The 12,166-nt window shown below is 70.8% G+C and carries 10 protein-coding genes and 1 pseudogene; 6 read left to right on the forward strand and 5 right to left on the reverse strand.

The window, feature by feature from the left end; all coding sequences use genetic code 11:
- On the forward strand, positions 1 to 940 hold a 940-nt coding region (locus AB7U92_RS11085; RefSeq protein ID WP_428576290.1), incomplete at its 5' end, for a putative bifunctional diguanylate cyclase/phosphodiesterase.
- 18 nt (positions 941 to 958) lie between these two features.
- Entirely contained in the window at positions 959 to 2,623 is a 1,665-nt protein-coding gene (locus AB7U92_RS11090; RefSeq protein WP_428576293.1) for a diguanylate cyclase domain-containing protein, read from the forward strand.
- 17 nt (positions 2,624 to 2,640) lie between these two features.
- Here the strand turns inward: AB7U92_RS11090 and AB7U92_RS11095 are convergent, their stop codons facing one another.
- Complete coding sequence (locus AB7U92_RS11095) at positions 2,641 to 4,431, reverse strand: glutamine--tRNA ligase/YqeY domain fusion protein (RefSeq protein ID WP_428576296.1); 1,791 nt, start codon at positions 4,429 to 4,431, stop codon at positions 2,641 to 2,643.
- Positions 4,432 to 4,585: 154 nt separating this feature from the next.
- Here AB7U92_RS11095 and AB7U92_RS11100 point away from each other — a divergent pair, with 154 nt between their 5' ends.
- A complete protein-coding gene (locus tag AB7U92_RS11100) occupies positions 4,586 to 5,044 on the forward strand; it encodes a glutelin (protein ID WP_428576298.1) in 459 nt (152 codons plus the stop codon).
- 1 nt (position 5,045) lies between these two features.
- Here the strand turns inward: AB7U92_RS11100 and AB7U92_RS11105 are convergent, their stop codons facing one another.
- The 3 genes from AB7U92_RS11105 to AB7U92_RS11115 form a co-directional block, all read right to left on the reverse strand.
- Positions 5,046 to 5,849, reverse strand: a complete 804-nt coding sequence (locus AB7U92_RS11105) for a LytR/AlgR family response regulator transcription factor (protein WP_428576301.1) — start codon at positions 5,847 to 5,849, stop codon at positions 5,046 to 5,048.
- Positions 5,846 to 6,928, reverse strand: a complete 1,083-nt coding sequence (locus tag AB7U92_RS11110; RefSeq protein ID WP_428576304.1) for a sensor histidine kinase — start codon at positions 6,926 to 6,928, stop codon at positions 5,846 to 5,848. Before AB7U92_RS11110 ends, AB7U92_RS11105 begins: the two co-directional genes overlap by 4 nt.
- Before the next feature lie 98 nt (positions 6,929 to 7,026).
- A complete protein-coding gene (locus tag AB7U92_RS11115; protein ID WP_428576307.1) occupies positions 7,027 to 7,512 on the reverse strand; it encodes a DUF1499 domain-containing protein in 486 nt (161 codons plus the stop codon).
- Between the two features lie 94 nt (positions 7,513 to 7,606).
- Between AB7U92_RS11115 and AB7U92_RS11120 the strand changes: the two genes are divergently transcribed.
- Positions 7,607 to 9,334 (forward strand): M14 family metallopeptidase, encoded by a 1,728-nt coding sequence (locus AB7U92_RS11120; RefSeq protein WP_428576310.1) that lies wholly within the window; start codon positions 7,607 to 7,609, stop codon positions 9,332 to 9,334.
- A gap of 10 nt (positions 9,335 to 9,344) precedes the next feature.
- Here the strand turns inward: AB7U92_RS11120 and AB7U92_RS11125 are convergent, their stop codons facing one another.
- Positions 9,345 to 10,913, reverse strand: a complete 1,569-nt coding sequence (locus tag AB7U92_RS11125) for a helicase HerA-like C-terminal domain-containing protein (protein ID WP_428576313.1) — start codon at positions 10,911 to 10,913, stop codon at positions 9,345 to 9,347.
- A 107-nt stretch (positions 10,914 to 11,020) separates the two neighbouring features.
- Here AB7U92_RS11125 and AB7U92_RS11130 point away from each other — a divergent pair, with 107 nt between their 5' ends.
- Both AB7U92_RS11130 and AB7U92_RS11135 read left to right on the forward strand, forming a co-directional pair.
- A complete protein-coding gene (locus tag AB7U92_RS11130; protein WP_428576316.1) occupies positions 11,021 to 11,746 on the forward strand; it encodes a YebC/PmpR family DNA-binding transcriptional regulator in 726 nt (241 codons plus the stop codon).
- 4 nt (positions 11,747 to 11,750) lie between these two features.
- Positions 11,751 to 12,166, forward strand: a pseudogene (locus tag AB7U92_RS11135) (phosphoribosylamine--glycine ligase); the annotation flags it as partial.

Consider the following 12,166-nt stretch of genomic DNA (forward strand, 5'->3'; position numbering starts at 1 on the left):
GTACGCGGTCAAGTCCGCCGGCCGCAACAACGCCACGCTGTACTCGCCGATGCTCGCCGGCAAGGGCCGCGAGAAGCTCGCCCTCGAGACCGACCTGCACAAGGCGCTGGAGCGCGAGGAACTCGTGCTGCACTACCAGCCGAAGATCGACGTGCGCAGCGCGCGCATGATCGGCGCCGAGGCGCTGATGCGCTGGCGGCGCGGTGGCCAGCTGGTGCCGCCGGGCGACTTCATCCCGCTGGCCGAGGAGACCGGCCTGATCAACCCGTTCTCCGAATGGGCGATCAAGGAAGCGGCGCGCCAGGCGCGCGAGTGGCAGGACAGCTTCGGCTTTGCCGAGTCGATCGCCGTCAACCTGCCCAGCCGGCTGTTCGAGCGCACCGACCTCGTCGAGCACATCCACAACGCCGTCAGCACCTACGGCGTGCCGCACCACTCGATCCAGCTGGAGATCACCGAGACGGGCCTGATGAAGGAACTGCAGAGCGTGATTCCTTCGCTGCACCGCCTCAACGAGATCGGCGTGGAGATCTCGATCGACGACTTCGGCACCGGCTACTCGTCGCTCGCCTACCTGACCACGCTGCCGATCTCCGAGCTGAAGATCGACCGCAGCTTTGTGCGCGACCTCGGCCTGACGCCGGCGAGCACGGCGATCGTCAAGGCGATCATCTCGCTGGCCCGCGCGCTGGGCCTGCGCGTGGTCGCCGAAGGCGTCGAGAGCCTGCGCCAGATGGAAGCGCTGCACAAGGAGGGCTGCTGGCTGATGCAGGGCTTCCTGTTCAGCCGCCCGCAGCCGGCCGAGGATGTCGAGGCCTGGCTGCAGCAGACGGTGCTGCCGCGCAAGGCGCCGTGGATCGGCAAGGTCGGCGAAGAAGATCCTGCCGACGCGGCGCGTGCGCTCGATGCGCGCGGCCCGCGCCTGAAGCCGGCCGGCTGACCCTACCCTCCGACGACGATGGACACCACCCGCACCCCGGCTGCGCGCCCTGGTGCCGAGACGCTGCCGGCTCAGATCGCCAAGGCCGCGCTGCGGCGCCTCGTGCTCGACAAGCTGGAGCCCACCCCCGAGAACTACGCGCGTGCCTACGCGCAGGAATCCGGCGAGAAGCCCCCGACCGCCGACGACGGCGCGGCCCTGGCGGCGCTGATCGGCAAGCTGGTGCGCGGCGTCGAGCGCGGCGGGCGGCACTGGACGGCAGCGCGCCGCAAGGACAGCCTGCAACGCGTGCTCGAAGGCAGCCGCAGCGACGCGAAGCGCCTGCAGCAGCGCCTGACGCAGCTGGCGGCGAGCTGGGATTCGGACACGCCGGATGCCGGCGTCGAGACGGAACCGGCGCCGCTGGACGAACTGCCGCCAGCCGCTGCTGCGCCGGCGCCGGCGATCGAAGCACCGATCGCGCTGAACCTCCATGCGGCGGCCGATGACAGCCGCCCCTGGGGCCGTATCGTCGGCACGCTGGGCGACGCCACCCGCCGCGCGCTGCCGTCGCAGGACGACGCGGCCGTGCAGCTCGCCGAGTCGCTCAGCTCGCTGGTCGAACGCGTCGGCCGCGAGGGGGCGTCCGAGCCGCTGGCCGACGAACTCGAGGCTGTCTGCCGGCGCGCGGGCATCGTGCTTCAGCACCGCCATCACCTGGTCGACCAGCTCGGCGCGCTGTGCCAGGAGCTCACCGCCAGCCTCACCGACCTCGCCGAGGACGACAGCTGGGCCAAGGGCCAGTGCGACGCGATGCGCGTCAAGCTCGACGAAGGCCTGACGGCGCGCGGCGTGCGGGCGGTCAGCGAGCTGCTGCGCGACACCCGCGAGCGGCAGGGCACCCTGCGCGCCGAGCGCGAGAAGGCCCGCGAGGCGCTGAAGACGCTGATCAACCGCATGCTCAGCGAACTGGGCGAGCTGGGTTCGCAGACGGGCCGCTTCCATGAGAGCGTGGGCCGTTATGCCGACGTGATCGAGAAGGCCGATTCGCTGGAGAGCCTGGCCGGCGTGGTGCGCGAGATGGTCGAGGAGACGCGCACCGTGCAGGCCCTGGTGCAGCAGACGCAGTCGCGGCTTCAGGAAGAGCATGCGCGGGCGAGCGAGCTGACTTCGCGCGTCAACGAACTCGAAGGCGAGCTGCGGCGCCTGTCCAGCGAGGTCTCGACCGACCAGCTGACCCAGATCGCCAACCGGCGCGGCCTGCTGCAGGCCTTCGACGCCGAGCGCTCGCGCGTCGAGCGCGAAGCGGTGCCGCTGGCCGTCGGCCTGCTCGACATCGACAACTTCAAGCGCTTGAACGACGAGCTCGGCCACTCTGCCGGCGACGAGGCGTTGCGCTCGCTGGCCGCGGTGGTGAGCAAGAGCCTGCGGCCGAGCGACATGGTGGCGCGCTACGGCGGCGAGGAGTTCGTGGTGCTGCTGCCGGCCACGCCGGTGGACGAGGGCCAGCAGATCCTCACGCGGCTGCAGCGGTCGCTGTCCGGCGGCCTGTTCATGCACGAGCAGAAGCAGGTCTTCGTGACCTTCTCGGCCGGCGTCACCGCCTACCGCGCCGGCGAGAGCATCGAGGCGGCGCTGGAGCGCGCCGACCAGGCGCTCTACGAAGCGAAGCGGACCGGCAAGAACAGAACCTGCATCGGCTGAGCCGCGCCCCGCAGCGGCTATTTCGAAAAGGTGTCCTTGAGACCGGTGATCTTGTTGAACACCGGCTTCGCTGCCGTGTGATCGACGCGGTCGGTGACGAAGTAGCCGTGCCGTTCGAACTGCACGCGCACATCCGCCGCCAGGCCGGCCAGTGAAGGCTCGAGGTAACCCGTCACCACGCGCTTGCTCGCCGGGTTCAGGCTGGCCTTGAAGTCGCGGCCGCCGGCATCGGGCTGCGGTTCGGTGAAGAGCCGGTCGTACAGGCGCAGTTCGGCCGGCACGGCATCGTGCAGGCCCACCCAGGTGATCGTGCCCTTGACCTTGACACGGTCCGCGCCCGGCGTGCCGCTGCGCGTGTCGGGCACGATGGTGGCGAACACCTCGGTGACCTCGCCGGCGTCGTTCTTCGCGCAGCCGGTGCACTCGACCACCAGGCCGTACTTGAGCCGCACCTTGTTGCCGGGGAAGAGCCGGAAGAAGCCCTTGGGCGGCGTCTCGGCGAAGTCGTCGCGCTCGATCCACACCGAGGGGCCGAGCCCGAATCGGCGCTCGCCGAGCTCGGGCCGCTGCGGATGGGCCGGCGCGTGGCAGGGCTCGCTCGCAGCGGCGCCGAAGATGTCGCTCCAGTTGGTCAGCGTGAGCCTGAGCGGATCGATCACTGCCATCGCACGCGCCGCCTTGCCTTCCAGGTCGTCGCGCAGCGCGATGTCCAGGCTCGCGTAGTCGGTCCAGCCACCAGCCTTGCTGGTGCCGGCGCGCTCGCACATCAGGCGGATCGCCTCGGGCGTGTAGCCGCGGCGGCGCAGGCCGACGATGGTGGGCATGCGCGGGTCGTCCCAGCCGTCGACGATCTTCTCGTCGACCAATGCCTTCAGCTTGCGCTTGCTGGTGATCACGTAGGTCACGTTCAGGCGCGCGAACTCGTACTGGTGCGGCCGCGGCTGGGCGAGCAGGCCCAGGTTGCACAGCGTGTCGAGCAGCCAGTCGTAGAAGGGCCGCTGGTCTTCGAACTCCAGCGTGCAGATGCTGTGGGTGATCTGCTCAAGCGCATCCTCGATCGGGTGCGCGTACGTGTACATCGGGTAGATGCACCAGCGGTTGCCGGTGTTGTGGTGCTCGGCGTGCTTGATGCGGTAGATCGCCGGGTCGCGCATGTTGATGTTCGGCGACGACATGTCGATGCGGACGCGCAGCACCATCGCACCATCGGGATGCTTGCCGTCGCGCATCTCGCGGAAGCGCACGAGGTTTTCCTCCGGCGTGCGGTCGCGGAACGGGCTGGCCGTGCCCGGCGTGTTGAAGTCGCCGCGGTTGGCGCGCATCTGCTCGGGCGTCTGCTCGTCGACGTAGGCCAGCCCGGCGTCGATCAGCGCCTCGGCAGCGCGGTACATGAAGTCGAAGTAGTTGCTGGCGTAGTAGAGGTGGTCGACGCCGCCCACCTTCCAGTCGAAGCCCAGCCACTTCACCGCATCCAGGATGGAATCGACGTACTCCTGCTCCTCCTTCTCCGGATTGGTGTCGTCGAAGCGCATGTGGCAGATGCCGCCGTACTCGGCCGCCAGGCCGAAGTTCAGCGTGATGCTCTTCGCATGGCCGATGTGCAGGTAGCCGTTGGGCTCGGGCGGGAAGCGGGTGCGGATGCGCGCGGTGTCGACGGGTGCGCCCGCGTGGTGGGCAGCGTCTCCCGGCGAGCCGGCGAAGCGGCGCTGCGCGTAGGTGCCCTGTTCGAGGTCGCGCTCGACGATCTGGCGCAGGAAGTTGCTGGCGGGAGCAGGCTTGGGGCTGTCGTCGGAGGGCGCGGAACTCATGCGGTGATTCTATCGACGAGGTCTGATCGCGATCCCCCGTCGGAGGGGCGCCGCGGCAACATGTCTTTACCTTGCACCGTCAACGAGGCCCCCCTGGCCGGCCGTTGTCGGCATCAGGTGCGCAATGCCTGCGCGCCGCCCAAGGAGAAATCGCATGAACAAGTCCCTGATTGCCGCTGTCGCCACCGCCGCTGGGCTGCTGGCCGCCGGCACCGCACGGGCCGGCGACGTCCACTGGTCGATCGGCATCAACCTGCCGCCGGTCGGCACCGTGATCTCCAATGCGCCGGTGTACGCACCGCCGCCGGTGGTCTATGCGCCGCCGCCGGTCGTCTACACGCCGCCGCCGGTGGTCTACCAGCCCGCGCCGCGGGTGGTCTACCCGGCGCCCGTGGTGGTGAGCCGCCCGGTGCCCATCGCCTACGGCCAGCCCTACTACGGCCACCGCCACGGCTGGGGCGACCGTGACCGCGACGGCATCCCCAACCGCTACGACCGCCGCGACAACCGCCGCGACTGGGGCGACCGCGATCGTGATGGCATCCCGAACTGGAAGGACGGCTACGACAACCGTCGCAACGACTACCGCGACGATCGCAAGTACCGCCACTGAGTCACATCGGCTTGAAGCGGTGGGCGTAGAGCCGGCTCACCGTGAGCCGGTCGGGGTGGCTGCGCAAGGTCAGCGTGACCTTGCCGGCCTCGTCGCGCAGCGCCGTCGCGATGGCGTCGCAGCGCACCACGGTGCCGCGATGCACCTGCCAGAAGCGTTCCGGGTCGAGCTGCGGGAGCAGTTCGCGCAGCGAGGTGCGGATGAGGTGCTCGCGCTCGGCGGTGATGACGCGCACGTACTTGTCGGCCGCCTCGAAGTAGATCACCTCGCCGACCGGCACCAGGTGGATGGCCGCACCCTGGCCGGCCTGGATGACGTTCAGGCGTGTCGGCGCGGCGGCCGGCAGGCCCAGCCCCGGGCTGGCCAGCAGGGCGCGCAACTGGGCCAGCGCCGTCTCGGCCGGCTCCTGCGGCGCCGCATCGCGCTGCTGCAGTGACTGGCGCAACCGCGCGATCGTCTGCGCCAGGCGCTCGGGCTGCACCGGCTTGAGCAGGTAGTCGACGGCGCAGCGTTCGAAGGCCTGCAGCGCATACTGGTCGTAGGCGGTCACGAAGACGAGCAGCGGCGGCGGCACCCCGTCGGGCCACTCTTCACCGATCGCCTCGGCGACTTCCAGCCCGCTCATGCCGGGCATGCGGATGTCGAGGAAGATCACATCCGGCCGCTGCGCGAGCGCCATCTCGACCGCCGCCGCACCGTGCGGGGCGATGCCCATCAGCTTCAACTCCGGCCACAGGCGGGCCAGTTCGCTGCGCAGGTGCTCGGCGAGCAGGGCTTCGTCTTCGGCGATGAGGGCGGTGGTCATGGCGTGATCGGCAGGCGGACGATGGCCAGCGCGCCGCCTTCGGCGTCGCCGGCCGGTTGCAGCACCAGCGAGGCGCGCTCGCCGTACAGCGTGGCCAGGCGGTCGCGCACCTGCTGCAGGCCGAAGCGGGTACCGTCGCCGGCCGGCCGGTCGAGACCGACACCGGTGTCGCGCACGCGGAGTTCGAGCGTGTCGCCGTGGCGCGAGGCGCCGATCTCGATCCGCCCGCCGGCCACGGCCGGTTCCAGCCCGTGGCGGATGGCGTTTTCCACCAGTGGCTGCAACAGCAGCGGCGGCACCGCCACGCCGGTCAGATCGTCGGGCAGGTCGAACTGCGTGCGCAGCCGCTCGCCCATGCGCACCTGCATCAGCGCGAGGTAGTCGGCCAGCCGCGCGAACTCGGCCGACAGCGCATGCCGGCCGGTTCGGGAGGCGTCCAGCGTGGCGCGCAGGAAGGCGATCAGCCGGTCGAGCATGGCCTGCGCGCGCGGCGGGTCGATCGCGATCAGCACGCGCAGGTTGGCCAGCGTGTTGAACAGCATGTGCGGCTCGAGCTGCGACTCCAGCAGCTTCAGCTGTGCCTCCGCAGCCTGGCGCTGCGCCTGCTGGGCGCGGGCCTCGATGTCGGCCAGCCGACCCCGCGTGTAGAACACCCAGGTGGCGACGACACCCGGCACCATGGACATCAGCAGCAGCGTGAGCCCGCGCTGCGGGCCTCCGAACAGCAGGCTCGGCACGTCCTGCCCGGTGATCAGGTTGCCGAGCATCTGCCCGAGCGTGAAGCCCAGCAGCGTGCCGATCACGATGATGGCCGCCATCCACGGCCAGCCCGGCCACTGCGGATCGGCGCGGTCGTCGTCGCGATGTACCCAGCGTGCGGCGAGCAGCCGGCCGCCGTCGATGAAGAACCAGCAGCCGAAGGTGATCGGCAGCGCGTAGGCCATCGAGGTGGCGATGCGGTGCGGCGCCGGCAGCGAATAGAGCAGCGCGATGCCGGTGCCGACCAGCATCACCTTCGCACCGCGCCAGACGAAGCTGCGGCGTGGCCGGGGTGCGGTGGTCGAGGCGATGGGGTCCATGGCGGGCCATTGTGCGGCGGCGGCGCCGAGCCGGGCCCAGGCCTGCGACGAACTGCAGCCGGCCGGCGCGAGCGGCCGCCCGCGCTGCGCCAGCCGTCTCAGCCGGCCAGCCGTGCGCGGATCGCCTCGACGCGCGCCCGGTTGACGCCGAAGTCCTTGCGGCCCACGCGCGAGGCCGAGCGCACGTGCACGACGCCGGCGCGCGGGTCGAACCAGAACTCGCAGTCGTCGACGAAGCGCATCCAGCGGGTGGTGAACTGCACGTGCAGGTAGCCGGGGTCGGCCTTCACCACCTTCGCGCCTTCCATGCCCTCGACGATGCGGCGCAGGCGTTGCAGGGTCTGCGGCCCGCCCTCGATCACCGGGAACGGGTCGATCTGCGCGTAGGCCTTCTGCGGATGGTCCGGGTAGAGGCCGGCCTGGCTGCTGACGCTGTTGGGCGTCATCGAAGGCGGCTTGAGGCGGCCGTCGCGCGTGCCCAGGTCGTTCGGCATGCGACCGCCGAGCAGCCCGAACTGGGCGGCCAGGGAGATCGCCACGGCGATCAGCAGCAGGACGAGGAAGGTGGTCTTGAACAGGCCCATGGCGTGGCGGCAGGGAGGTACGGCAGCGCGCATTGTGGGGCCGCCGCCGGAGCGCTGGCCTATAGTGCGCGCTCCGCCACCCGACGACAGATCGATGCCGAAGCACCGGACGTTGCGTGAACGATTGGCCGCGACCGCGGCTGGATGGCTGGCCGCCGCACTGCTGGCCGCCTGTGCGACGCCGCCGCCGGCGCCGCGCCCCGCCGCGCCGCCGGCCCAGGCGCCGCAGGCACCCGTGGCCGCGACGCCCGCGACTCCCTCGCCCGTGCCGGCGCCGGCGGCCTTGCCGGTGCCTGCGGCGCCGACGGCGCCCTACAGCGCCGCCGTGATGGCGCGTTTTCCCGACCCGCCCGTGCGCTACGCCACGCCGGCCTTCGAGCCGGGGCGGAGCTCGTTCACCAGCCAGATCGAGCTGCAGGCGCAACTGCGCGCGCTGGCCCGCGAGGCGAAGCAGGCATCGCTGCGCGCGCAGATCCTGGTGGCGGGCGTCTCGCAGACCGGCCAGCCGATCGAGGCGCTGCTGCTGAGCCGCCAGTCCGACCTCTCGCCGGCCGCGATGCGCGCCTCCGGCAGTCCCACGGTGCTGCTGGTCGGCCAGCAGCACGGCGACGAGCCGGCGGGCGCCGAAGCCTTGCTGGTGGTCGCGCGCGAGCTGGCCCAGGGCAGCCTCACCGCGCTGACCGAGCGCCTGAACGTGATCGTCCTGCCGCGCGCCAACCCGGACGGCGCCCAGACCGGCCAGCGGGCCACGGCCAGCGGCATCGACGCCAACCGCGACCACCTGCTGCTGCGCACGCCCGAGACGCAGGCCATCGCCGGGCTGATGCGCGACTACGCGCCGGTGGTGGTGGCCGATGCCCACGAATACCCGGCGGTGGGCGCCTACCTCGACAAGTTCGGCGGCGTGGCGCGCGCCGACGTGCTGCTGCAGTACGCCACCGCGCCCAACGTGCACGAGTTCATTACCCGCGCGGCCGAGGAGTGGTTCCGTCAGCCGCTGCTGGCGCGGCTGCAGCGCGAGGGACTGAGTGCCGACTGGTACCACACCCTGTCGACGTCGCCCGACAGCCGGCGTGTGGCCATGGGGGCGCCGCGTCCCGACATGGGACGCAACGCCGCCGGGCTCCGCCACGCGGTCAGCCTGCTGGTCGAGACGCGCGGCGCCGACCTCGGCCGCACGCACCTGACCCGCCGGGTGCACACCCAGGTGGTGGCGATGACGAGCATCCTGAACAGCGCCGCCGCACGTGCCGACGACCTGATGAAGCTGCGCCGCTTCGTCGACACCGAGACCGTTTCGCAGGCCTGCAGCGGCGAGGTCACGCTGGAGGCGGCCGCGACGCCGAGCGAATACGTGCTCAGGCTGATCGATCCGGCCAGCGGCGCCGACATGCCGGTCAGCGTGGCCTGGGATTCGTCACTGCAGTTGCAGCCCTTGAAGACGCGGACCCGGCCCTGCGGCTACTGGCTCGCTGCTCGCGAGAGCGAGGCGGCGATGCGCCTGCGCGGGCTGGGCCTGACGGTGCAGCGCATCGAGGAGAAGGGCGTGGTGCGCGGCGAGAGCTTCCGCGAGACCTCGCGATCGGCGGTGGCCGATGCGCCGGGCGCGCTGCTGCCACAGGTAGAGGCGGTGCCCGCGCTGCTCGACGTCGACCCGGGCAGCTGGTACGTGCCGCTGGACCAGCCGCTGGCCGCGCTGGCGATTGCCGCGCTGGAGCCGGACACACCGAGCAGCTACGTGACCCATGGCCTGATCGGCGGCGTGACGGCGGTGTCGCGCGTGCTGGCCCGGCCAGTCTTCCGCACCAGCACGCTGCCCTGAAGGCAGCCCCTCAGCGGCGTCGCGAACCGCCGCCGAGGATGCCGCCGAGCACGCCGCGGATGATCTCGCGGCCCACCGCCGAGCCGACGCTGCGCATCGCCGAGCGCGCCGCCGACTCGGCCAGGCCCTCGCGCTTGCCGCCGCGCGGGCCGGTGGAGCCGAACAGCACGTCCTTCAGGCCGCCGAGCAGGCCGCCGTCTTCCTGCGGCTGCGCGGTTTTCGAGGCCTGGCCGGGCAGGGTGCGCGGCGTCTTCGCGGCGCGCTCGGCCTCGGCGGCCATGTCCTGCGCCACGTCGGCGCTGGCGGCGGCGCGGCCCTTGAGCTTCTCGTAGGCCGATTCGCGGTCGACCGTCTTCTCGTACACCCCGGCCACCAGCGAGCCGGCGATCAGCGCCTTGCGCTGCTCCGGCGTGATCGGGCCGATCTGGCTGCCCGGCGGGATCACGAAGACACGCTCGGTCACGCTCGGCCGGCCCTTGGGATCGAGGAAGCTGACCAGCGCCTCGCCCACGGCGAGCTCGGTGATCGCGGTCTCGACGTCGAGCTTCGGGTTGGCGCGCATCGTCGAGGCGGCCGACTTCACCGCCTTCTGGTCGCGCGGCGTGAAGGCACGCAGCGCGTGCTGCACGCGGTTGCCGAGCTGCGCCAGCACGGTGTCGGGGATGTCCAGCGGGTTCTGCGTCACGAAGTACACGCCAACGCCCTTGGAGCGCACCAGCCGCACCACCAGCTCGATGCGCTCGACCAGCGCGTCGGGCGCGTCCTTGAAGAGCAGGTGGGCCTCGTCGAAGAAGAACACCAGCTTGGGCTTGTCGAGGTCGCCCACCTCGGGCAGCAGCTCGAACAGCTCGGAGAGCATCCACAGCAGGAAGGTGGCGTACAGCCGTGGCGCGTTCATCAGCCGGTCGGCGGTGAGGATGTTGATCACGCCCTTGCCGCCGTCGGTCTGCATGAAGTCGTGGATGTCGAGCATCGGCTCGCCGAAGAACTTGTCGCCGCCCTGTTCCTCGATCTGCAGCAGGCCGCGCTGGATGGCGCCGACGCTGGCCGCGCTGACGTTGCCGTACTCGGTCTGGAACTCGCCGGCGTTGTCGGCCACGTACTGCAGCATCGCTCGCAGGTCCTTCAGGTCGAGCAGCGCCATGCCGTGGTCGTCGGCGATCTTGAACACCAGGGTCAGCACGCCCTGCTGGGTCTCGTTCAGCGCCAGCATGCGCGCCAGCAGCAGCGGGCCCATGTCGGAGACGGTGGCGCGCACCGGGTGGCCCTGTTCGCCGAAGACGTCCCACAGGGTGGTCGGGCAGACGGTGGGTTCGGGCTCGGGCAGGCCGCGCTCCTTCAGGATCGCCTGGACCTTGGGCGGCAGCGCGCCTTTCTGGCTGATGCCGGTGAGGTCGCCCTTGACGTCGGCCATGAACACCGGCACGCCGATCTTCGAGAAGTTCTCGGCCAGCGTCTGCAGGGTGATCGTCTTGCCGGTGCCGGTGGCCCCGGTGATCAGGCCGTGGCGGTTGGCCAGGCCGGGCAGAAGGTGGCACTGGATGTCGCCATGCTGGGCAACGAGGATCGGTTCGGGCATCGCGGGCTCCTGAGGGCGAGGGGTCCGTGGGGGGGCACGTAAAATCGCAGTCTAGCCAACTACAGAAGGCCGCCACCGACCGCAGTGGCGCCAGCACCGAGGAATCTATGGCCGGTCACTCCAAATGGGCCAACATCCAGCATCGCAAGGGCCGCCAGGACGAGAAGCGCGGCAAGGTCTGGACGCGCATCATCCGTGAAATCATGGTGGCGGCCCGCCAGGGCGGCGGCGACCCGGCGATGAACCCGCGCCTGCGCCTGGCCATCGACAAGGCCAAGGCCGCCAACATGCCGGCCGACACGGTCAAGAAGAACGTCGACAAGGCCACCGGCAACCTCGAGGGCGTGAGCTACGAGGAGATCCGCTACGAGGGCTACGGCATCGGCGGTGCGGCGATCATCGTCGACTGCATGACCGACAACCGCGTGCGCACCGTGGCCGAGGTGCGTCACGCCTTCAGCAAGTACGGCGGCAACCTCGGTACCGAGGGCTCGGTGGCCTTCCAGTTCAAGCACTGCGGCCAGTTCGTGTTCGCCCCGGGCACCAGCGAGGACAAGGTGATGGAAGTCGCGCTGGAGGCCGGCGCGGAAGACGTGGTCACCGGCGAGGACGGCTCGATCGAGGTGCTCAGCGCGCCCTCCGACTTCGAGGCCGTGAAGAACGCGCTGGAAGCGGCGGGCCTGAAGCCCGAGATCGCCGAGGTAACCATGCGCGCCGAGAACACCATCGCGCTGGCCGGCGAGGACGCTCAGCGCATGCAGAAGCTGCTCGACGTCATCGAGGATCTCGACGACGTGCAGGACGTCTATCACAACGCCGAGCTGGAAGGCTGAGCGGATGAAGGTCCTCGTGATCGGCAACGGCGGGCGCGAACATGCGCTGGCCTGGAAGCTCGTGCAGTCGCCCAAGGTGCAGACGGTCTACGTCGCGCCGGGCAACGGCGGCACCGCTCTCGACAAGCGGCTGCACAATCTCGCGATCACCGACCATGCGGCGCTGGCCGACTTCGCGGTGGCCGAGAAGATCGCGCTCACGGTGGTCGGCCCCGAGGCGCCGCTGGCCGGCGGCGTGGTCGACACCTTCCGCGCGCGTGGCCTGCGCATCTTCGGGCCGACCAAGGCGGCCGCGCAGCTGGAGTGTTCCAAGGCCGTCGCCAAGGAATTCTTGAAGCGCCACGGCATCCCGACCGCTGCCTACGAGACCTTCTCGGGTGCTGCCGCGGCGCACGCCTACGTGGACGGCCGCGGCGCGCC

Origin of the sequence: Piscinibacter sp., from assembly GCF_050175855.1 — a bacterium.
Taxonomy (GTDB): Bacteria; Pseudomonadota; Gammaproteobacteria; order Burkholderiales; family Burkholderiaceae_C; genus Piscinibacter.

Bases quoted from the DNA above. Each gene is read 5' to 3' on its own strand.
- AB7U92_RS11100 (WP_428576298.1), top strand. From the start codon at position 4,586: ATGAACAAGTCCCTGATTGCCGCTGTCGCCACCGCCGCTGGGCTGCTG.
- AB7U92_RS11105 (WP_428576301.1), bottom strand. From the start codon at position 5,849: ATGACCACCGCCCTCATCGCCGAAGACGAAGCCCTGCTCGCCGAGCAC.
- AB7U92_RS11090 (WP_428576293.1), top strand. From the start codon at position 959: ATGGACACCACCCGCACCCCGGCTGCGCGCCCTGGTGCCGAGACGCTG.
- AB7U92_RS11130 (WP_428576316.1), top strand. From the start codon at position 11,021: ATGGCCGGTCACTCCAAATGGGCCAACATCCAGCATCGCAAGGGCCGC.
- AB7U92_RS11095 (WP_428576296.1), bottom strand. From the start codon at position 4,431: ATGAGTTCCGCGCCCTCCGACGACAGCCCCAAGCCTGCTCCCGCCAGC.
- AB7U92_RS11110 (WP_428576304.1), bottom strand. From the start codon at position 6,928: ATGGACCCCATCGCCTCGACCACCGCACCCCGGCCACGCCGCAGCTTC.
- AB7U92_RS11120 (WP_428576310.1), top strand. From the start codon at position 7,607: ATGCCGAAGCACCGGACGTTGCGTGAACGATTGGCCGCGACCGCGGCT.
- AB7U92_RS11115 (WP_428576307.1), bottom strand. From the start codon at position 7,512: ATGGGCCTGTTCAAGACCACCTTCCTCGTCCTGCTGCTGATCGCCGTG.
- AB7U92_RS11125 (WP_428576313.1), bottom strand. From the start codon at position 10,913: ATGCCCGAACCGATCCTCGTTGCCCAGCATGGCGACATCCAGTGCCAC.